The organism is uncultured Dysgonomonas sp. (assembly GCF_900079725.1).
GTDB lineage: Bacteria > Bacteroidota > Bacteroidia > Bacteroidales > Dysgonomonadaceae > Dysgonomonas.
Map to the genome: position 1 here is coordinate 2,601,518 of NZ_LT599032.1, position 23,002 is coordinate 2,624,519.

At 40.4% G+C, this 23,002-nt stretch carries 17 protein-coding genes; 7 read left to right on the forward strand and 10 right to left on the reverse strand.

The genetic code is table 11. The annotated features are described in order from the left end of the window. The first annotated feature begins 510 nt into the window (after window positions 1-510). On the forward strand, window positions 511-1,983 hold the full coding sequence (locus QZL88_RS10805; RefSeq protein ID WP_296941054.1) for a hypothetical protein: 1,473 nt from the start codon (window positions 511-513) through the stop codon (window positions 1,981-1,983). A 68-nt stretch (window positions 1,984-2,051) separates the two neighbouring features. Here QZL88_RS10805 and QZL88_RS10810 read toward each other — a convergent pair whose 3' ends face one another. The 7 genes from QZL88_RS10810 to QZL88_RS10840 form a co-directional block, all read right to left on the reverse strand. Then, a complete protein-coding gene (locus QZL88_RS10810; RefSeq protein WP_296941056.1) occupies window positions 2,052-3,023 on the reverse strand; it encodes a polyprenyl synthetase family protein in 972 nt (323 codons plus the stop codon). A gap of 156 nt (window positions 3,024-3,179) precedes the next feature. Continuing rightward, window positions 3,180-4,724: a PglZ domain-containing protein gene (locus QZL88_RS10815; protein WP_296941058.1), complete on the reverse strand. Its 1,545-nt coding sequence runs from the start codon at window positions 4,722-4,724 to the stop codon at window positions 3,180-3,182. A gap of 133 nt (window positions 4,725-4,857) precedes the next feature. Continuing rightward, window positions 4,858-5,982, reverse strand: a complete 1,125-nt coding sequence (locus tag QZL88_RS10820; RefSeq protein WP_296941060.1) for a glycoside hydrolase family 18 protein — start codon at window positions 5,980-5,982, stop codon at window positions 4,858-4,860. 61 nt (window positions 5,983-6,043) lie between these two features. Beyond that, the gene (locus QZL88_RS10825) at window positions 6,044-8,560 is read right to left on the reverse strand and encodes a zinc-dependent metalloprotease (RefSeq protein WP_296941062.1); all 2,517 of its coding nucleotides are present in this window, start codon (window positions 8,558-8,560) and stop codon (window positions 6,044-6,046) included. 303 nt (window positions 8,561-8,863) lie between these two features. Continuing rightward, window positions 8,864-10,216 (reverse strand): FISUMP domain-containing protein, encoded by a 1,353-nt coding sequence (locus QZL88_RS10830; protein WP_296941064.1) that lies wholly within the window; start codon window positions 10,214-10,216, stop codon window positions 8,864-8,866. 232 nt (window positions 10,217-10,448) lie between these two features. After that, on the reverse strand, window positions 10,449-11,297 hold the full coding sequence (locus QZL88_RS10835; RefSeq protein ID WP_296941066.1) for a LytTR family DNA-binding domain-containing protein: 849 nt from the start codon (window positions 11,295-11,297) through the stop codon (window positions 10,449-10,451). A 310-nt stretch (window positions 11,298-11,607) separates the two neighbouring features. Then, the gene (locus tag QZL88_RS10840; protein WP_296941068.1) at window positions 11,608-12,666 is read right to left on the reverse strand and encodes a tyrosine-protein phosphatase; all 1,059 of its coding nucleotides are present in this window, start codon (window positions 12,664-12,666) and stop codon (window positions 11,608-11,610) included. A 267-nt stretch (window positions 12,667-12,933) separates the two neighbouring features. Between QZL88_RS10840 and QZL88_RS10845 the strand changes: the two genes are divergently transcribed. Both QZL88_RS10845 and QZL88_RS10850 read left to right on the forward strand, forming a co-directional pair. After that, window positions 12,934-13,941, forward strand: coding sequence for a tyrosine-protein phosphatase (locus QZL88_RS10845; protein ID WP_296941070.1), 1,008 nt, complete (start codon window positions 12,934-12,936; stop codon window positions 13,939-13,941). A 228-nt stretch (window positions 13,942-14,169) separates the two neighbouring features. After that, a complete protein-coding gene (locus tag QZL88_RS10850) occupies window positions 14,170-14,574 on the forward strand; it encodes a DUF5856 family protein (protein WP_006800761.1) in 405 nt (134 codons plus the stop codon). Between the two features lie 327 nt (window positions 14,575-14,901). Here QZL88_RS10850 and QZL88_RS10855 read toward each other — a convergent pair whose 3' ends face one another. Then, a complete protein-coding gene (locus tag QZL88_RS10855; RefSeq protein WP_296941072.1) occupies window positions 14,902-15,045 on the reverse strand; it encodes a hypothetical protein in 144 nt (47 codons plus the stop codon). 473 nt (window positions 15,046-15,518) lie between these two features. Between QZL88_RS10855 and QZL88_RS10860 the strand changes: the two genes are divergently transcribed. Genes QZL88_RS10860 through QZL88_RS10875 form a run of 4 tightly spaced genes read left to right on the forward strand, consistent with a single transcriptional unit; the run spans window position 15,519 to window position 20,440 of the window. Beyond that, window positions 15,519-17,186: a formate--tetrahydrofolate ligase gene (locus QZL88_RS10860; RefSeq protein WP_296941073.1), complete on the forward strand. Its 1,668-nt coding sequence runs from the start codon at window positions 15,519-15,521 to the stop codon at window positions 17,184-17,186. Between the two features lie 60 nt (window positions 17,187-17,246). Continuing rightward, window positions 17,247-18,107, forward strand: a complete 861-nt coding sequence (locus QZL88_RS10865) for an N-acetylmuramoyl-L-alanine amidase-like domain-containing protein (RefSeq protein ID WP_296941075.1) — start codon at window positions 17,247-17,249, stop codon at window positions 18,105-18,107. A 12-nt stretch (window positions 18,108-18,119) separates the two neighbouring features. Further along, window positions 18,120-18,995, forward strand: a complete 876-nt coding sequence (locus QZL88_RS10870; protein WP_296941077.1) for a type II CAAX endopeptidase family protein — start codon at window positions 18,120-18,122, stop codon at window positions 18,993-18,995. A 32-nt stretch (window positions 18,996-19,027) separates the two neighbouring features. Then, complete coding sequence (locus tag QZL88_RS10875; protein WP_296941079.1) at window positions 19,028-20,440, forward strand: undecaprenyl-phosphate glucose phosphotransferase; 1,413 nt, start codon at window positions 19,028-19,030, stop codon at window positions 20,438-20,440. 89 nt (window positions 20,441-20,529) lie between these two features. Here the strand turns inward: QZL88_RS10875 and QZL88_RS21210 are convergent, their stop codons facing one another. Further along, window positions 20,530-22,467 (reverse strand): FISUMP domain-containing protein, encoded by a 1,938-nt coding sequence (locus QZL88_RS21210; RefSeq protein ID WP_363927922.1) that lies wholly within the window; start codon window positions 22,465-22,467, stop codon window positions 20,530-20,532. Continuing rightward, the gene (locus QZL88_RS10885; protein ID WP_296941081.1) at window positions 22,373-22,918 is read right to left on the reverse strand and encodes a hypothetical protein; all 546 of its coding nucleotides are present in this window, start codon (window positions 22,916-22,918) and stop codon (window positions 22,373-22,375) included. Before QZL88_RS10885 ends, QZL88_RS21210 begins: the two co-directional genes overlap by 95 nt. Between the last annotated feature and the right edge of the window lie 84 nt (window positions 22,919-23,002).

Consider the following 23,002-nt stretch of genomic DNA (forward strand, 5'->3'; position numbering starts at 1 on the left):
AGAGAGAGAGAGAGAGAGAGAGAGAGAGAGAGAGAGAGAGAGAGAGAGACTAAATAAAATCATTTCCCTACGCACATATACTCCCCCGTATCTAATAATATGTGCACGTAATCTAATAAAGAATTTTAATTATAAAACTGTAACGATTTTTTTTCAGGAAAAAAATCCCTTTCGTTGTAAATATTATTCTCTGAAATACACAAATCATATAACCTTAAAGGATATCAAAGAAAGAGTTTTGATTGTATCCGGGTTTTACCTGTACTATCTCAATTCCATAAATTTATTTTGTCTTTATTTGTCTTTATCTTGTCTTCACTTTCTAAAATACAGCTTGGGAAAGTTGTATGAAGATAATTTATGGTCTTGGAAAAACTCTTTCTTTTCTATTAACACAAGTTTCAAATTTTGCTTATCTCCGGATTATTCAGAGATGAGGTATTATTCCTTTTCAGATTTCGATCAAACAGGCATGCATATCTATAAATCACAAACTAAATTATTTGACAAATGAATTATGAAAAATTAAACACAAAACTCTCAAAACAAAGAAAGGTATTCTTTTTTTTATTAATCGCATTGTTTTTTAATGGATTAAGTGTTAATGGACAGGTCACGATAGGGGATAATACCAGCCCGCAGGACTATTCAGTACTGGAAATATCTACAGTATCGACCAAAGGAGGACTTCGGCTACCACAGTTGAATACAATCCAACGAAACGGATTGAAATTAGATGAATTAGCCTCCTCTGATAATGAAAAAGCCCGAGGATTGGCTATCTTCAACATTGAGACACAATGCTTTGAATATTGGAATTCGAGCAAATGGATCAGCTTATGTGAAAGTGAACATCAGGAAGGTACTGTTGATTTTTCGGGTTGTAACAGTATTAGTGTCAGCGGTGTATATGACACGGATTTAACTCCTAATAAGCAGAATATCCGTATAATTGTACCTGTTGAAGTAACAGAGTTAGGCAGCTATCGGTATGAAGCTGTAGTGAATAATGTAACTTTTGTAGCCAGAGGTACTTATGTCAACTTCGGGCCACAGGATGTCTATTTGTATCCATCTACAGTTTCGGGCCCTGTACAATCAGGGGTTACCTTAAATGCAACCTTAACCATTGGTCCGTTAACCGATAATACTTACGTTATTTGTGATGAGATTCCTATCAGGTTTGTCAGCCGATCAACGTCAATACTAAAAATATTAAACCTCACAGGTGGTGAAGATTATTGGGATATCACTTCTTCAGACGGAGGTAACAACAGAACAAATAATCCTGTAGATTGGGCTGCCAGATGGGTAAAAGGTGAATATATCAGTACTACGAGCCGCACTGCTCTGGAATATTCAGGAACCGCCGGAATACAGATTGTAAGTCTTAACCCTACTGCAGGCGGGGCAATCGCCACACTTGACGAGCTACTGGAAGAAGTATCTATCGTATGGGTGGGGGCAAACGATAATGCATCACGATTCAATTCCGGAATCGTAACGGTGCTAAGAGATTGGGCAACATCGGGTCAAGGGTATATTGTAACAGTAGCCGATAAAATATCAGGAGGATCTATCCCTCAGAATTTAGGCTTGATTATTGAAGACGGATCGTCTGTCAACGGGTTCACCACAGCATCTAATCTGCCTGAAATATTTAAAGGAACAGATGTACCATATGATCTTGCAAATGGGTTGGAAGTTGCCCGCGACGGAAGTAACGCGGGGTATATAACATGTAAAGGTGGGATTACCTTTCTGCAAACAGGGAGCGGGGTATCTCCGGTCCGCAGGTTAGGAGTATATAATCCGGCCACAAATACATTTGGCTTTGCGGATAAGTTTGGTCAAAGCGCCACTTATTCCAGTTCCGGCGGATTTCCTTCAAACGGATCAGGGTCGACAGCGACCGGATATAACCTTCAACGGATACTTATTGATATCTGGGCTTACATGCTCGCAAATGCCCCTATAAAATAAACAGTTACTATATAAAAAATGTCCTGATAGTAATCAGGACATTTTCTTATATATAGGTTTAATATTCTTCAATAAGCTCTTTCCACTATATATTCCACAGCGGCTTCCAATGCTTCGCGCACCTCAGTATACGAAACCGTCGCGATTATTTCCTCTGCACGATTTTTATATTCTTCCATCTTGCGGTAAGCATATTCTATACCTCCATGCTCTTTGGCATAGCTGATAAGCTTATGTATGTTTTCGTCGGTATAGTTGTAAGAGACTATAATAGACAATAGTTCTTTTTTCTCATCTTCCGGCGCATTCCTTATAGCATATAATAAGGGAAGCGTAACTTTTCCTTCACGTATATCATTACCTGTAGGCTTGCCGATGGCATCGGTAAAGTAATCAAATATATCGTCCCGTAACTGGAAGCAAACTCCGAGGTATTCTCCCAATTTGGTAAATCTCTCGACCTCTTCACTTGACGCATCCACCGACATTGCTCCTATACGCATACATACCGACATAAGGGATGCTGTCTTTTTTCTGATTACCTGAAAATATTCATCTTCATCCAGAATCAGCTCTTTGACCAGCGAGAGCTGGTTTAGTTCCCCTTCGGCAAGGTCGCGGCCCAGATCCGAAACGCGGGATATGATCTCAATATTTCCGGTCAATACACTTTTAATCAAGGCTGTGGAAAGAAAATAGTCACCCGCGAGCACGGCCATTTTATTATCGTAAATAGCATTCAGCGAAGCCATTCCTCTTCTTATTTTAGATTCATCAACAACATCGTCATGTATCAGGGAAGCTGTATGCAGAAGTTCTACTGTGATGGCGGAGTTATAAGTCGTATTGTTTATTTCTCCACAGGCCTTTGCCGCTAATAGTAACAGAATGGGACGTATCCGTTTACCATCCGATTTCATTATATAATCTATAATCTCCTGAATCCTTACGTTATTACAAAAGACAGAATCTTTGTAATAGGTATTGAATTTTTTCAGTTCTTCCGTTACTGGTTTTGCTATTAAAAGCTTTTTATCCATACTAAGTTTTGTTGAGATGCAAATTTAGGAATAATTCGGGTTATAGCATTATATATTTATAACTTTGAACATCATCGGGATACTTTTTAAGGAATAAAAAGAAACTACTTTGCCTTATTGTGCTTTTCCTGTAAAATAGGAGAAAAACAGAGCTGTTTATTTTCCTGTCAGTGTAATAACAGGAACGATCATTTCCTCCATCGAAATACCCCCGTGCTGGAATGTATCGGTATAATACGATACATAATGGTTATAATTGTTTGGGTATGCGAAGAAATCATCTCCTGTAGCAAAAATATATTTTGTACTTATATTGGGAGACGGCAATCCTGCTTTCTCCGGAGAATGGATGTCATACACCTTTTTACGGTCATACTCGAGATTCCGTCCGAATTTATAACGTATATTAGAGTTTACGCTCTTATCTCCTATGACCTTCACCGGATTTTTCACGCGTATAGTACCATGGTCGGTAGTAAGTACAATTTTATAGCCCATCCCTTTTGCCTTTCGCAAAATATCCATCGTGCTGGAATGTTTGAACCACGAACGGGTCAGCGAGCGATAAGCCGCTTCGTCCGAAGCCAGCTCGCGTATCATCTTCGACTCAGTGCGTGCATGGGACAACATATCTACAAAATTGATAACAATGACATTCAGTGACTTGTTGTTCAACGAATTCATATTCTGGACAAGTTTTTCACCTGATGAAGACGATAGCAGCTTATTATAAGAGAAGGTATATTTCCCTCCGTATTTTTCCAATTGCTTCTGTAAAAATATCTCTTCATTCAGGTTCTTTCCCTCGTCTTCATCCTCTTCTACCCACAGCTCAGAGTAAGACTTCACAATCTGTGACGGCATCAGTCCGGAAAAAATAGCATTACGCGCATACTGCGTAGCTGTAGGCAGGATGCTGAAATACTCCTCCTCCGAGATATTGAAATCGGCAGCCAGCAGGTCTTTTACTTCCCACCACTGGTCGAGGCGGAAGTTATCGATCAGGATAAAGAAGACTTTTTCTCCCTTGTCCAGTAAGGGCAGGATTTTTTTAGGAAAAAGTTCGGGACTAATCAGTGGCTTGTACTTTCCATCTTGTATCCATGATTCATAATTCTTCTTTATATACTTGCAAAAGCTATTATTTGCCTCCTGTTTTTGTACACGTAAAAGATCTGCCAGGGGGCTTTGTGAAGCATCCAACTCTATTTCCCAATATACCAGTTTCTTGTAGATATCTATCCAGTCGTTGTAATCGGGAGAATCATTGATGCGTTTGCTTATCTGGGAAAACTCGTCCCGATAACCTTCAAGCGTTATTTCGGAAACGATATCATCTTTGTGCAGGTTCTTTTTCAGGGACAGGAGTATCTGGTTCGGATTGACAGGCTTTATCAGATAATCAGCTATTTTCTTGCCTATGGCATGTGTCATGATCCCTTCATCCTCACTCTTGGTAATCATAATCACCGGAATATTGGGGTCTATCTCTTTGATAAGGCTCAGAGTTTCCATACCTGCCAGTCCGGGCATGTTTTCATCGAGGAATATAATGTCGAACGATTCGCTCTTTACGCTGTCCAGTGCATCCTGGCCGCTGTTCACAGGTGTTACTTCATATCCTTTCTCCTCGAGGAAAAGAATATGAGCGCGCAACACATCTATTTCGTCATCGGCCCAGAGTATCCGTTTTTTTCTCATTCAAAACCTATAGTTACAAGGCAAGCCACATTTATATTTTATAAAGTGGCTTGCTATATTATTGTGCACTTTAGTTAATAATCAAAAGTACAAACAGAAGTCCAATCCTTAAAACGGAGAGGGTTAAAGTTTATTATTTCAGTACCTGATTAATTGCGTTCAATAGATACTCTTTAGGATCGGAACTGTACTCCCAGAACATAACTCCGGCCATTCCGTTGGTCTTCACGTACTCGCATTTTGCTTTTGCCGATTCTTCATCGTCATAGGTTACAAACTCACCCTTATAAAAATTGAACAGGTAAGGAGCCTGCGCCGCTTCGTCCCAATATCTGTAATACTCATTCTTGTTTACCAGGCTGTCTTTGATAAATGTGTACCCCTTTCCCTGTATTTGTTCGGTTATCGGGTCACCTACTCCTTTCGATGAATCTTTCTTCGTTTTATAGATGCGGCCATAGAAAGCGATACCCATTACCAGCTTTTCCATAGGTACGCCTGCTGCATTAAAGGCTTTTACAGCTATATCGGCACTATTGGATTCGCTGTATTTATCCGAGGCTAAAAGGTTGGTGTGATGGATCGCTTTTTCTTTCGATTGGGAGTCATAGGTCATTATATTCACATAGTCGAGGTATTCCTGAGCCTTGCCCATCTCCGTATTGTTTATAAACTCTTGCGAGCCACCGACAGCAGTAGTGAGCAGGTATTTCTTGTCCGATGCCTTTTCGAGTTCATCCAGTTCGGCTCTGATGGCGGCGAACATCAGTGTATAGTTCTGCTTATCTTCGGGGCGGAATACATTACCTGTATCCCCTTCCATGGCAGGATATTCCCAATCTATATCTACTCCGTCGAGGCTATATTTATTCATTATATCGACAGCCGATTTGGCGAATGTCTTTTGTCCTTCGGGAGTCAATACTGCGTCGGAGAAGTTCCGGCTCCATGTCCATCCCCCAACCGATATAAGGATTTTCAAATCCGGGTTTTGCTGTTTCAGTTCATTCAGCTTCCTGAAATTGACTGTGTCGGTCGCTTCATTTGTCAGGAAAGCTTTCCCTCCCTGTACATCTACAAAGGCGTAGTTGATATGAGTTATCTTATTAGGGGATATTTTACTCACATCTGTCAGTCCGTTGTATCCGCCTACATATGCAATTATTACAGGTTTGGATCTGTCTTCCCCGCTTTTTTTGTTACAGGATGTCAATACAACAAAGAGTAATAAAATGGAAATAATAATGTTCTTATTCATAATTATTAAATTAGAAATTAATAAAGAATATCTGTTGGGATGTTCCAACTATCTATTCACATTATTTGCCGGTATCCAATGCTGTTTCTATCTGTGCCAATAAGTCCTGCAAATGGCTGCGCTTGATCCCCGATGAAGAAGCAGCGGCATTGCGTATGCTCTGGCGCAGATCGATTAATTGTGTACGGGCAATACCTGTTGCATCCGAAGCTCTTGTTTGTGCCTGCGGAGCCGCATTCTTAGGGTCTACAATGCTGATGAGGGCATTGACATAGTTCTTTTGCAGGTTGCGGCGATAGATGTCGATTGCTTTTCCGTTTGTAAGTTCAGACCATACACTCTTTTTCAGGTCGTTGAACATATTGATAGCCGTATAAGCTCCGGCACCGTTATATGCCTCGTCACGCAACATCTTGTCTATTGTATATTTGCTGATCAGACGGTCCAATGTTCTTTTCTGAACACTTCCGATCGAATTTACCGGATCTACGCTTGCTTTTGTTATCAATGTTTTGTCGATCAGCCATTCGGGAGTAGTAAATAGCTGTTGGTCGAGAAACTGCATCGCTTCTTTCTGTATGTTTGCCGGAACAAACTCCTCTGAGTTACCGGATTGCTCCACTACTACAGGGGTGCGGTAAATACCGGCTATATTTTTGGCAACATGTCCCATATAGCGGCCATATTGTGTTACAACTTCTCCATATATGGAAGTTGCCATTGCATAATCCTTATTCGGTTCTTTTGTCCAATCCAGTATTTGCGGAACAATGCGCTGGAGGTTTTTTATGCCATAGCCACTTGCCAGCATGGCATTGTCGCCAAGGTCTTCGCTCTGGTTGCGTGGATCGTCAGGGTCGGTTTCCGTTCCGAAAGTAAAGCGTTTGTCGCTCTGGAGTTTTTCCATTATTGTCTTGTTCGAGAATGGAATTTCGTCCTCTGCAGTGGCATATTCGGGCAAGTATCTGTAACCCCATTCTATCGACCAGTCATCATATACGCCGATACGGGGAAACAACCCTTTTTCCGAAATATTATCTTCGGGCTGGGCGATATAATTGAATCGTGCGTAGTCCATTATCGAAGGTGTATGCCCGTTAGCTTCCACCCACTCTTTGTTTCTGAGGTTTTCGACAGGTACGGTTGCCGAAGATCCGAAATTGTGTCTCAGCCCTAATGTATGTCCTACCTCATGCGATGATACAAAACGGATAAGTTCACCCATCAGCTCGTCTTCGAATTTCAGTTTCTGGGCGCGTTTATCCACGTTTCCAGCTTGTATCATGTACCAGTTGCGTAGCAAAAGCATTACATTGTGATACCAGTTGATATGCGTTTCTATAATCTCACCGCTGCGGGGATCATGCACATGCGGGCCGCTGGCATTGGGTATATCCGAAGGTTTGTAGACGATTGCCGAGTGACGTGCATCCTCGAGGCTCCATGTGGAATCTTTAGGCGCTTCCAATCCTATGATCGCATTTTTGAACCCTGCTTTCTCAAACGCTTTTTGCCAGTCGTTGACACCTTGTATGAGGTATGGTACCCACTTTTTCGGTGTGGCAGGGTCTATGTAGAAAACAATCGGCTTTTTCGGTTCTACCAGTTCTCCGTTCACATATTTCTGTAACTCTCCCTCTTTCGGTTCCAGTCTCCAACGGGTAATTTTCGATTTATAATCTATCCCCTGCGAATTGGAATCGAAGTCGGTATATCTTACCGCAAAATAAGCTACACGGGGATCGAACAAGCGCGGTTTCATCGGCTCTTTTGGAAGCAAGACGAGGGAACTGTTAAGTTCGTATGTCATGGGGTCGTTAGGGTAATAATGTGCTGCCTGAGGCGGGTATCCCATTGGTGGTACCTGTGCATATGTCTTAACCGTTTTGATCTCAACATTTATAGGATATGCTTTTATGGTGTCTATATAACTCCTGTCGGCGAAGTGGCTTCCAATACCCCTGTACTTCTTCATGTTGGTGTCGAAGAAGAAAACATTATTGTCGCCATTCAGAAAATCGGTTATATCTATGACGGCGGCAGATGTTTTGCTTACAGAATCTTTGTGCAGAGCCTGTATGGCAAATGTAGCCATAATGGGTTGTATATTCGAGTTCTTTACCGACTGGTACATGCCCAGTGTATCGTTTGCCTGCTCTAGATATGAAATACTGCGAATAAAGACTTTATTGTTAGGTGCTTTTTCGAAACGGATGACGTTTTCCCCTATCTGGTCGCCCGGATAGCCAACCATTGATTTGTATCTGTTGACAGGAGCCTTGGAGATTCTGTTCACTACAAGTATATCGCGTTCCATAATGGAATCGGGAAGTTCAAAGTAGAATTTATCCTTTACCTTATGTACTTTGAAGAAGCCTGTATTGGTCTTTGCTTCTTTGGTTATCACTTCCCCATATGGCTTGGGTGCTCCGGGTGGTGTGGCAGGCTTAGGTGCCGGGGCAGCTGCTTCTTTTTTTTCCTCTTTCTTTTTTCTTTTGAAGGGATTTCTTATTTGTGCGTTTCCGCCTAGTATCCCTACTGCAAGGAATAGAATAAGAATCAGGTTCTTCTTGTGCATAGTTGCGGTAATTAATTGTAAATAAAAATAGTTAATATACAAAACTAAAAAATTTAATATATTAAATCCTAAGTTTTGGATAAATAAGTATTGAAAAGGTAGTTTGTGTTCACTTATAGATATGAAATAAAGTAGACAATCGAGAGAAGTACTCAGAATATAATATTATTTATTAAGGCCATTTTGGGGAGCAGAAAGGGATACGGCGTTGAAAGGTTAAATAATACCGGCAAATCCCAAAAAATACCCTATTGAAAAGACAATAGAGTATTCTATATTTTACAAGACAGACGTATAGGTATTTTATTCATCTTTCTTACAACGTACAAAGTACATATCGGTGGTATTGGTAGAACTTCGCGATATTGAACCTTTTGATCGAGAGAAATCTCTGATCCAAGCCACGTTGAAATAAGCGCTTGCACACCAGTAAGCTACATTTCCACCATATCCCATCACAGTACCGTCGCGTCCGTATGATGCAAGAAAAACTTCAAAGCCGCCATTGTCGGAAGTAAATGACTGCCCCTGGGATGGATAACCGGCGATTGCTACTGTTGTTTTCATTGCTGTTCCATGATTATCTCCCCTCGCCACTGTACCATCATAACCGATGTCGGTGGCTTGTGTAACCGTACTGAACTTGCCCGGATTAGCAATTATTGCTCTTTCCAGATCGGTCCACTCCTGATCATTGGATAAATGCCAGCCCTTCGGGCAGATGCCTTGCAGTTTCACATCATCTGCATTCGCCCCCCCTTCATCCGCACTTCCATTAGGAAAAGGTGTCTTCCCTTCTGCTGTTCCGAAATTCATAGCGGCCGCCCAATTATAGAGAACCCCTTCTCTCGCTATATTAGCAACCTGATTATTGGGGTAGAAATATTGATGAACTGTAGTACTTTTATTCGATTTGTTATTGAGAACGAAGGTTGTTCCATCCACTTGTTTCATCGCCCGCAAGTTCTGTGTCATCCATACTCCGTCGTCGAATATTTTCTCATGTCTGATTTCCTGGTCTTCGGTAATCCAATTGGGTGGGGTAGATGTGTCACAGTTATAACTACGTTGTATGTCGTATGTAGCATCCCGTTTCTTATATCCTACATAGAAGCGGGTATAATTATATTCTTCATTGTCCCTGTCATCTGCCCATTTACCAATATAGCCCAGGGCATAGCTGTTTGCAGCACGGTCGGCTTCTTTGTCTTCGGGCCATCCGGTTGGATCGTCGGGGTCTAGGAAGTCGAAATTCCGGTTACTAACACTGCGTAATATCTTGTTTTCCAATGGATCGGGATAGGGAACCAGTGGTACCCATACAGATCCGTCCCAAACATGTACACCGGGACATCGTCGGTTAACCGGTGTCTCACTGATAGCAACATTATATACAGTTAGGCCTACATGTGTCAGTGAATCCAACGTTTCTGTTTGAGTCTTATTTGCATCAAGGCTCTTTCCTAAATCTCCGTTTAATGATTCGAGTGATACCCTTGGCAATAGTAAGCCTTTGGTGGTAGTTCCAGTTTGTTTCAGGTCAAGTAATGCACCCGGACTTGGTTCTTCTCCGGAGCCAATTGTTACTTGAGCTATTGAATTGATAATACTCGCCAATAATAGAATTAGCAAGAGAATCTTCTTGATCTGTCTCATTATATATGCCTCGTTCTTAGATTAGTTCTCCAAAGAAAAGTCATAAAGACACAATTATCAAGTAATTGTGATGGATACAATGTTTTTGTGACGGATATATTGTGATTCACATTTTATTTCACAGCAATTGTGTTGGGTACATCCGGTTGAAGAGGAAAAGATAAAGATAAAGGAAGTACTTAGTAACTGTTTAAATTTGGTAGATGAAGCTTTTTGAAAAACTAAAAGCTTCTTACATAATCGCGGATTGTATCTCTTTGAGGTAGGGTTTTGATACCGGAATCTCGATAGTTGTATTGTTTAGCCTGATGCCGTAGTTCTGTTGTTTCCTGAATATTTCCTTTATATATAAAGTATTTATAAGGAAAGCTCTGTGGCATCGCATAATTGAAGGATAATCTCTTAACGTATCAATTATTACCGACAAGGTAACACGCAGTGTTTTATGCTGGATATCTTGCTGTTCGGTGAGATAATATATTGTTACATAGTTTCCCTGAACTTCTGCATACAGAAAATCTGTCGGGGCTAATTCCAATGTTTCTTTCAGTTTGCTGGTAATAATAATCCCGCACTTGTTGAATACGGGATTATTCTTTTTGCGATTTTCCCGTTGATCGGATCGAATAGCTATGTGGTAAATTATAAAAGTCGGAAAAAAAGCAATTGAATAACCGATGAGATACAATACAATTAACTGTACTACGGGAGTATATTGTGAGGAAATCCCTTTAAGATGAAACCAGTTATTTATAACAATCATCAGTAAAGGCATAAGGATGGTCACAATGGAAATAGGAACTGATAAGAATTTTCCTTTTGTCCAGTTTTTAGGATTATAATATTTTCTGAAGATAAGAGGGAAAATATAGGCAACTACAGCTGTTACTACTATTGTGGATAATGTAATATATAATATGATCTCCAACGAACGTTGATCGGTAGGCAAACTGTTGGGCTTGAATATAGACATCATTACAAATACACAAAAAGAAGGAATTGTAACAATTTGCCACTTTTTATGTTTATGAGGGAAAGGTTCCTTTAAGTAGTTTTGTATTTTTTGAAATAATAAAGGCATCTACAGTATACTCTATATTAGTCTTCCGCATTCTCTTATACACAAGAGAATGCATAGTAAAGATACAACAAAAAAGAAATATAAGCTTTATTATATATGTTAAAGTCAGATTGTCAGGATAGAGGGCTCGTTGATAGAAGTATGGAAAGAAATATTACTGCGTGAAAATAGATATTTAACACTATTTAACTGACGGGATGCTTTGCTCAGCAAGACAAGCTAATTATTAATTCTTTTCTGTGTTACCTTTGTTACCTTTTTCGATTTTTCTAACCAACCCAACTGACCGGGAGTAATAGGTATTTACCGGTCAATGCAGTAATATCTCTTTTAGCTTTTTCTTTTTGTCAGGGGTAATTTTCAATTGGTTAAGCATATAATCATCTACTGAGCCGCTCATTTCCCTGATGCATGATATTCCGTATTTCAGGTACGCAAGGTCTGTTTTGGTAAGCATAGTGAGTGCTTCCTGTCGCGATTCGGTGAGACTATCGGCATCTTTTACCAGTTTGGTTCGGTCTATCCCTATTCCTGACCACATATAGTCATCCTCTATTACATCCAGAGGGACGTCCAGTGCGCGCAGGAGAAAATAGGTAGCCAGACCACTCTGGTCTTTACCGAGGTAACAATTATATGCTATCGGATAATTATTTTCGTCGCAGAGATAATCGAAAAAGCGGGCGTAATCATCTGCAAAATTGATAATCATATCCTTGTACGTATCTTGTGTATAGATTACAGCATCGCCACGAAGGAATTTGCCTTCCAGTACTTTCTGTGAAATAGAGCTATAGCCTTTCTCTGAAATGGGGATACGTACATTATTTGCACTTTTGAAACGGTCTATAAAGGGCCTTTTCACATCTTCGGACCGGAGATCGATTATTGTCTTTATTCCCAGGCAGGATAATTCGGTACTATCATGGGGAGTCATACGAAAGAAACTACCCGAACGGAATATTTTGCCCCAACGGATAACGCGGTTGTCATTTGTTACATATCCGCCTATATCGCGGAAGTTCTGTATGCTGTCCATTTCGAAGAAGCGGTTTGTGATAATGTTGGACATTGTTCCTGCAATCTTTATCCGGAAGTATTTACGCTTTTCTACCGAGTCGGAGGTATTATTTATTATAGCGATATAGTCATTTGATTTTACAGTAAAAGATGGAATGGACGGGAACACACTATCGTTATCCGAAACGAATATTTCGGCCGGAACATTATCCGTTTCCGGATACAGTTCCCACTTTAATATATAATTACCTTTGGCATCTCTTTCGCACAATGCAGTGACCGTAGGCTTAGAGGTACAGTTGTAAAAGGTAGCTAATACTGTAATATAGGCGAATAGTTTTAATTTCATGTCACAAGCAATCATTTATTTAAGGTCTGCGACCTCTTTTATTACTTTAGTATCTCTTTAAAACATATGTTAGATAACGATATTATATAAGGTTTTGATCTCCGTATCAACGGAGGTCTTATAGCAAAGATACATTAGTCTGATGTGTTTGTCAATAGAATGCATTCTTTTTGCGAAGATTTACCTTTTTTTTACACTTGAATGTGATTTAACTCTATGATAGGAAATATTTCAACTAAATCCGTATATTTGCCATGTATTAACAATATGGTAAAAGAAGAGGTAAATAATTATCAGGAAAGGACATCTCTGTTAACAATGGATAAAGCCATTCGGAAAGCTCAAATAATACGGGAGAAATATTCAAAGGAAGCAAGCCTGAAGCTCGAAGCTAAAGGCAACTGGTCTTTGTATGCAGGGAGTTCTGTGGATACGATAAACAGGACTATGCCCATATTGACAGGCAATGGCAGTGGTAGCTTCTTCCTTAGTGTTAGTACGTATAGCCGCGTTTATTTTGAACTGGTTTGTGGTAACGAACGATTGATTCTTACCGAAAGACACCTTCCCATGGCCGGAGGATATAATTTCCGCGATCTGGGCGGTTTCAGAACAATGGATGGGCGATATACAAAATGGGGTAAGCTTTTCAGGGCAGACGAATTATCCAATCTTACCGCCGACGATCTGAAATACCTCTCGAGTATACCAATAACTTCTGTTATAGATTTCAGGGCACAAAGCGAAGCCCGCCGTTCACCGGACAAACTGCCTTCTACCGTTCATTTTACCTATCCTATAGCCATTACACCGGGCAACCTTAGTTCGGAAGGAATTCAGGCTAATATGCTGAAAACGAATATCGACTCTCATATGAAACATATGAACCGCCTGCTGGTAAGCAACCCGGCATGCGTGAGGGCTTTTCGTATATTCTTTGCAATAGTGCAAAACAATCTTAGTGCTCCTCTCATCTTCCATTGCTCTGCAGGGAAAGACAGGGCAGGTATGGCTACAGCGCTGGTGCTCTTTGCCTTGGGTGTGGATGAAGCAACAGTGATGGACGATTACCTGATGTCGAAAATTTATCTGAGTGATAAATATGATGCTTTCATAGCAAAGTATCCACGGGCAGAATCAATATTCACGGTAAAGCGTATGTTTCTGCAGGCGGGCATAAATCAGATAAAGAGGGACCACGGTAGTATAATGAATTTCCTCACCAAGGAACTTAAAGTAGATGTGGTGAGAATGAGACGCTTATATCTGGAATGATAAAGAACGGATGGGTATCGGCCCATTATAAAATATCATGATTCGCTGAAACAAAAGTGATGCCTTTATTGTTTATCTATTGTATGTCGCACAGGTCAGACTGAAAATCTATTATAGATAGAATCAATATTAACATTTACATATTCAATTGTTAATACTTGGATTTGAAAATCGCAATTATTATCTTTGTCTATATAGAAACAACATAAATAAATAAATTTTATAATTATGAGCACATCTACATTAAAAGAAAAGAAAGCTGCATCAGTAAATGCAGAAATCGGAACATTTTTAGGTAAAGTATTTGCTTTTAATAGCAGTTTGAAACTTCACCACTGGCATATAACCGGCAAAGGTAGTTATGCAGCGCATATTGCACTTGATCAGGCTATCGGCGACCTGTTGGATGTAACAGACCGTCTGGTAGAAACTTCTTATGCAGTAAAAGGAGACCTGGATATTGTAATTCCTGAAACAAAGAATCCTACAAACATTGTAAAACATGCTGAGGACTTCTTTAAATATACAGAAGGGCAAAGAGAATTATTTGCTGAAGCTTTCACTCAGGCAATTATTGATGACTATCAGGAAGCAATCCAGCAGTTATTGTACCGTCTGAAAAGACTACAATAATAATAGAACTGATACAAGAAAATAAGGAATAATAGGACAGGGATTAATAGATAATCCCTGTCCTTATTTTGTATAGCTATACAATCATTCTTACAAGGTGAGGGCAGACGAAATATGTGTTTTTATGCAGAAAGTTTATCTATATATGTAGCTGTTAGCCTTTAGCTGATAGCTTGTAGTTCTTTGATGTATTGGGATAAGTTTTAAGTACTAAGTTGAAAGTTATATGAGATACGGGTAGACAAGACACGAGATACAAGTTGTTCACTGATGACTGACAAGCTAATTATTAATTTTTCATTCTTAATGCGAATCAGTAGTTGAGATTTAATGTTCTATTTTATCTAACGCGCCTATCGGCTTGTTTTTCATTTTGCCTTGATGCAAAACGAAACAAAAAATCAAGGCTGCATCCCTTTGGCGACCCAAAACCGCAGCTTCGGTGGTGCAAAATAATACGGAATCATCCATAGCCGGATTATCAGTCGTGTATAGCAACTACCGTATTTTGCCCTACACCTCCGCTTTACGGATTGGGTACCCCGCCTGTGGAACGGAGCGCTAGCCTTTTGGTTCGTTTTGGGCAATGCCAAAATGAACGTTTAAGCGCAACGTAGTGCAGCAGAAAATAATAGAACAATTTTATACTACAATAATTACTCTAACTACTGATTGGAATTCTTAATTATTAATTGCTTTCTGTGTTACCTTTGTTACTTTTTTAACCATATAGAGTTAACAGATGCAAAATAGGCAGTGCAAAATAAGGGAAAAGTTGTCAGATCTGTCAGATTTTAACTGTAGGCAGTTAAAAAATGTAGATAAGAGCAGTAGTTAAAATTCCCGATTTTTCGTTTACCCTGTTACAAGGTTATTAAAAGCGGCTTTGAACAATAAAAATTTATATCTTTGTGCTCCCAAAAGAAAATACACAGTAACAAAGGATGAAAACAGATATTGAAATAGCCGGAAGTATCCAACTTGATAAGATTTCAGATGTAGCAAATAAAGCAGGAATCAATGCCGAAGAACTGCATCAGTATGGTAAACATATAGCAAAAATCCCTGCCTCCTTCATTGACGACCAGAGAATGAAGAAGAGCAATCTTATTCTTGTAACAGCCATCACACCCACAAAGGCCGGGATAGGTAAAACTACCACATCTATCGGCTTAGCTTTAGGTCTGAATAAGATCGGAGCTAAAACAATAGTAGCACTTCGCGAGCCTTCTCTCGGGCCATGCTTCGGGATGAAAGGCGGAGCTGCCGGAGGTGGTTACGCCCAAGTACTACCGATGGAAGACATCAATCTCCACTTTACCGGAGATTTTCATGCCATAACATCTGCGCATAATATGATTACAGCTCTGCTCGACAACTATCTTTACCGGAACAGGGGTACAGATAATTATCTCAAAGAGGTAGTATGGAAAAGGGTGCTCGATGTAAATGACAGAAACCTCAGATATATTGTATCGGGACTAAACGGTTCAGAAAATGGGGTTCCGGCCGAAACGGGATTCGAGATTACTCCCGCATCAGAGATTATGGCAATCCTTTGCCTGTCTTCTGATATAGAAGATCTTAAAAGGCGCATTGGAAATATTATACTTGGTTATTTTGCTAACGGGAATGTGTTCACTGTAAAAGATCTTGGTGTAGCCGGTGCCATTACCGTACTGCTAAAGGATGCGATAAACCCGAATCTGGTACAAACCACAGAGCAATCTCCTGCCATCATACACGGAGGGCCGTTTGCCAACATCGCTCACGGATGCAATTCGTTGATAGCGACAAAGATGGCTATGAGCCATGCCGACTATGTAATCACCGAAGCCGGATTTGGTGCAGATCTTGGTGCAGAGAAATTCTTCAATATCAAATGCAGAAAGGGGCAGATATCACCCAAGCTCACCATTATTGTAGCCACAACTCAAGCTCTGAAAATGCATGGAGATGTACCGATTGAAAGCATCAAGGAGAGGAATAGGGAAGGGCTGATAAAAGGGTTCGCTAACCTTGACAAGCATATCGCGAACATGAAATCGTTCGGACAAAGCGTTATGGTTGCTCTAAACCGGTATGGATTCGATTCCGAAGAAGAAATAGAATTGATAAAAGATCACTGTCATCAATTGGGGGTAAGTTTTGCCTTGAACGATTCTTTTACAAAGGGAGGAGAAGGAGCAATTGAATTTGCAGAAGAGGTAGTCAGACAAGTAGAGAACAGACCATCCCAGGATCTTAGCTTTACATATAAAGATAGTGATTCTATAGAAGAGAAAATAAACAAGATCGCCAAATCGATATATGGGGCGGCATCGGTCAGAATTGGAGATAAAGCCCGCAAAAAGCTGGCTCTGATAGAGAAGCAGGGGATTAATCATTACCCAGTCTGTATTGCTAAAACCCAATACTCTTTTTCAGACAATGCTCATGCTTATGGTACACCCACAGGTTTTACTCTTACTGTGAATGATATTGTAATTAACAATGGAGCTGAGTTTATAGTAGCTATTGCCGGAAGTATTATGCGCATGCCGGGTTTACCTGCTGTCCCTCAGGCTGAATATATTGATATCGTAGATGGTAAGATTGTAGGACTGAGTTAAGATGTCAGGTATATCTATTGCTTTGGTAATTATATTATTAACTATCTTTGTGCTTTAAATATGAAACCTGTAAGATTAGTTATACTCATACTCTCATTGCTGGCTCTGTCGAATGTAGCTAAAGGAGGAGATATAATCTCCACTCCGTCCGATGTGCGTATCTACGAAACCTATATAAAGCAGTTTGAAAAGCAGAGAGACAGGCCTTTTGAAGAAATATTGATCAATACCGCCAAATATTTTCTGGGAAAACCATATGTTGCGTCCACACTAGAGATATCGGATGCGGAGCGAATGGTTATTAACCTGAGAGAATTTGATTGTACTACTTTTGTCGAAAACTGTATTGCGTTGTCACAGGTTATCAAATCCGGTGATTTTTCTTACAACCATTATCTGCAAACACTAATAACAATGCGTTATCGGGACGGTGAGGTTGCCGGCTACACATCGCGCCTGCATTATACGAGTGATTGGATATATGAAAATGAAAAACATGGGATGCTGAAAAATATCAGTTCAGAAATCGGAGGGGAGAAGGTTAAAAAGGATATCAACTTTATGACAATACACCCTCAATTATATAAGCATCTCAAAAACAACGCACAAAACATTGATAAGCTGGATAAAATAGAGAAGGACATTTCTAAGAGAAATGCTTATGAAGTACTGCCGACAGCTGGAATCTATAATAATGGGCAAAAAATAAAAACCGGGGATATAATTGTATTTGCCACATCAATAGCGGGTTTGGATTATTCTCATGTAGGAATTGCTTATTGGCAAAAAGAGAAGTTACATTTCATTCATGCATCGAGCAAGGCTAAACAGGTGATTATTGAGCAAAAAACACTTCTGGAGTATTGCCAGACTTCAAAGAATTGTACAGGCGTAACTGTGCTCCGCATTAATCAAAAATAAAAAGCGATGGCTATGGATAACAAAGGTATATTATATAATATGGGAGGCTGGTCACAGTTTTTCTTCTTCTGTTTCCTTTCTTTTTCAGGATTGATTATGGCTACCCTGGTTATTCTTTTGATGGTGCCTGCCGATAATCCGTTACAGTCAGTGCCTGCTATCCAGATCGCCCAGGTAATACAAACTGTCTTTCTGTTTTTAATTCCTTCGTTGGTTTATGCTTTTCTGTACCAGGGCAGTATCAAGAATTACTTAAATACAAGGAAACAGATCGATACATTATTCTTACTTGGTACAATCCTCCTGATTATTTTTATCCAACCAGTGATAAACTGTATAGGATACTACAACCAGCAGATGATATTGCCGGAATTCTTCGATTGGATGAAGGAATATGAGGAATCGGCGGAGAAAACATTGAAGCTGGTATTCGCAGATAGAACAATCATATCCCTTATCATTAATCTTTTGGTGATTGCGGTCCTGGCAGGTTTGACAGAAGAATTCTTTTTCAGAGGCTGCTTACAACAGATAATGCTGAAGATTGTGAAAAACCGGCACCTTGCCATCTGGATCACTGCGATTATTTTCAGTGCCATTCACTTACAATTTTACGGATTTGTACCCCGCGTATTATTAGGTGCATTACTCGGTTATCTGTTCGTATGGTCCGGAAGTATATGGGTTCCGGTCATTGTGCATATAATACATAACGCTATAAATGTGGTACTCATTCATATGTATTACGATACGCCACAAGCCAGCCAGATAGAGAATTTCCGCTTCGAAGAAAATGCACTGCTTATATCTGTAAGTTTCATTATATCCGCTTTAATAATATTTATGATATACAGAAGAGGGGTAAATAGGCTAAAATCTGAGAACTAAATATTATCTTTGCATTCTGTTTTATTTACACTATGGATAGTACGGATAGAAAAGAAGGATATGGTTACCTGATTGACTGGATAGTTCGTTTTGGCGACTTGTTCCTTATTAATATATTTTTTTTACTGGCGTTCTTCATATTTCGCCAAGACGATGTAGTAACCGAAAGCCTGCATTACAGAGAGAAAATCATAGCATTTCTATTGATTAACCTGTGCTATTTCCTTACTTCTTCATTTATACGGTTTCACATTACATCAAACGTTGTATACCTTGATAAAATAGTTCAGCGTTCATCAGCATTTATAACTCTTTATGCATTGTTGGTGACGGCAGGATTCTCCATTTTCCATATTATAAGTATTCCTATCATCCCGTGGATTGTAGGCTTTTTTATCATGGGGACTATTTTTGTAGGGTGGCATGTATTATTCCGTCTCTTACTGAAGTCGTATCGGAAGAAGGGATATAACTATAGACAGGTTATTATTATAGGAGCCGGAGGTAGTGCTATAAAGACATACGAGTCGCTTATTTTCAGTGAGTTCGGTTATAAAATTTTAGGATTCTTCGATAATGATACTTCAAAGAAAGATGTATTACCTAATTACCTTGGAAAAATTTCTGATATAGAAGAGTATGTTCAGGGTGTAAAAGTAGATGAAATGTTCTGTACCCTGTCAGGGAATCAGGACGAGTTGATCTATGATTTAGTAAGATTCTGTGAAAAAAATATGATCCGGTTCCATCTTATACCTGAGTTTCATAAATATATGAGGAGGCGATTTTCTTTACATTTTATAGAATCTACTCCTGTATTGAGCCTTAGATATGAGCCTTTACAGCATTTTACAAACAGATTTATTAAGCGGACATTCGACCTTATTTTCTCAGGTCTCGTACTGACCCTTATTTTCCCATTTGTATATATCATCTTCGGAGCCATCATAAAATGGTCTTCCCCCGGGCCTGTATTCTTTAAACAAAAAAGAACAGGAATCAAAGGTGAAGAATTCTACTGTTATAAGTTCCGGTCGATGCGGTTGAATGAAGAGGCGAACAAAAAGCAAGCCACAGCAGGAGATCCACGTATAACCAAAGTGGGTGCCTTTATGAGAAAAACAAGTATTGACGAACTACCTCAGTTTATCAATGTATTTAAGAATGATATGTCTGTTGTCGGACCTCGCCCGCACATGCTTCAACATACCGACCTCTATAGCTCTCTTATAGATAAATTCATGGTCCGCCATCTGGTGAAGCCGGGTATCACAGGTTGGGCACAGGTAACCGGATGCAGAGGAGAGACCAAAACCGTAGAGGAAATGGAAGAACGTGTAAAAAGAGATGTATGGTATCTCGAACACTGGACTTTCTTCCTCGATCTGAAGATAATCTACCTCACCGTTGCCAATGTCTTCAAAGGGGATGAGAAGGCGTTTTAGCGTATTATTATCAGTATAATAACAGTCCATATACTAAAATAAAAAACCGCAGGAATAAATTCCCACGGCTATTATAGGTACCAGCTAAATCAGTCTTTCTTGCACCGGACAGAATATTGACCAGACCGGGCTGGGTACCGGCGGTCTGTTCCACCCATATAATAATAAAACCCGCGTGACACAGCAGAGGAACTATTATTCGTTGCGCTGGCCGTCCAAATATAAACGTTTTCTCCATAAAAATTAGATGCAGAGTTGTACACCATACCGGCGAGCAAAATATTCATGCCCGGGGCTATTGAAGGATCATTACTGATAATGTTACTTTGTCCGTTAGGAGGCAGCGTCTGGCCCGGAGAAGGGCAAGGATCTATCATCGCCCAGCCATGGGTAGTACCTCGCTCATGCCCTCCCACACCAATGGTAATAGTCCCGTTAGCATCAGGTAAAGAACTGTATTTACTGGTGTTGACGTTGTATTCTATTTCCAGTTCCGTCCATTCCCAGTCACTGGGGAGGTGCCAGCCATTAGGGCATATGCCTTGTACTCTGTCCGGATTCTGATTCACATCCTCAGCGTCCTTAATAAGCGTATTCCCGTTCTTCCCTCCTTTTCCTCCGGTAGCCGCATCCCAAGTGTATAATAAGCCTAGGCGGGGATTATTTGTATAAGTTGATAATTTTCTCTCCGGATAATGATAATAAGCTGTATTATAAACCGAATTTACTCCATCGCCTTGCATCAGCTGTCGTCCGTGTAAGTGTGGATTTCCCACAGCATAGTCGGTTGCTGCCAGGTTGTTGAGCATCCATCGCCGCTCCACTGTGTTCAGCGGGGCATCTTCGTAGCCAAAGCGTCCTGATAGGAATAGGTTTCCGCTTTGATCGCGGTGAAGCATCGTACCATTTGCGGTAGGCCCTTTAGAGGTATTGCCTGTAGCGTCGGCTTTTACCTCTGCTATGTCGGCTTCACTGAAGCCTGCTACTCTGGCCCAGTCTTCCATAGGCGGGTCGTACATGTTGGTGTTGCAGTTCATGATGCGGACCAATATATCATCGAACCGCTTGGGTGCCTGCGTATCACTGAATGTGATATCGGATGTGTCGTAGCGTATGCCGGAATTACCTACTACATAGGCTACATCTATACTGGCGGTGGTACCGTCTTTGAGGGTTTCTCCGCCGGTGGAGGGGCTGACACTCGACATAGATGATGTGCTGAACAGCGTATTTTTCCAGGTCGCATTACCTTGTACCGGGAAAGTTCCTGTATATCCGGGGTTATAGAGAAAGCTGTTGTCAAAAGAGTCGTTTACCTTCAGTGCGTAATTGGTCTGGTTAAGAGTGACATATCTGTCATTCCCGCATTCGGCATAAGTGAACGCGAGCCTGCTTTCCTTGCTTTTCCAGGGATTGGTAGCGGTAACTTCCGTATCGGTCATGGCATCGGGTAGCAGTTCCATTGTGGCGGGTGAACTTACTAATGTAGACGGTGACAAAGGGTTGCCTGTAAACGGGATGGCATCGAGTCCGCTGACAGTTTCCAGAGTCCAGCTAGGGCCCGGATCTTTCTGCCAGGCTATTTCCAAATCCTGAGATGTCATTCCGCGGGCATCTTTTCCACTGGGTAGATCAAAGTAATCCTGATTGAAATTCAGCCCGGCCAGAGTGGCGTTTGCTTTCAGAGGTCTCCATTGCTCACCATCCCATACATATGCCCCGTTTCCATAGAGGCTGCAATTGTCTATATGATACACGACTAATCCGGTATGTATGGCATCTTGGTCTGCCTTTGAATATTGCTGCCCTTTGAGTTTATATTCGCTACCGTCAGCTTCAAACATCGGATACAGGTTTTTTAGGTCTGTGAGCATCACCCGGGGCAGTGCCAGTCCTTTTTTAGCTGTCACTGTATTTGATGAAATATCTTCTCTAAGGTCGAGTAGCGCCCCCGGATTGGGAGTCTCGCTGCTGCCGATGGTTACCTGGGCTGTCATAGATGCAGGTGCTGCAAAGCAAAAGCACATAAAGCCATAAATTAAATTCTTTCTCATAGGTTTTATAATTTTGTATGTTTGTTTTGTGGTAAACCTGAAAAGCCATGCCTTTTCCCTGCCTATAAAAGATTCTGCAGCCCGTTTTCTCAAACAATCCGTCAGATAGTGAAGACAAATAATACATATATGGCAGGAGAAAAGGCACAGCATTGGCCTCTGTAATCTTTTGGGAATAAAAATTACAGGATTTTTGTTTTTTTCGGATTTTATTCTTACTTGATGCGTAAATGCGCGTTGTGCATGTACGTGTTCTGCAAGGTTTGGTTAGTTTTGGTTTATGCTCTCTCTCTCTCTCTCTCTCTCTCTCTCTCTCTCTCTCTCTCTCTCTCTCTCTCTCTCTCTCTAGTAAAATAATGCTAACTCCCAAATGTTCAGGAGAAAAAGTTTGGTTGTTTGCTGCATTATTTTGGCTGTGAAACATAATTGTTTTATTTATCTGAAAACAGATACCGTTTCTTTTATAGAATATTTTATGATAATTTATCCTTGTCTTTCTTTTATATTG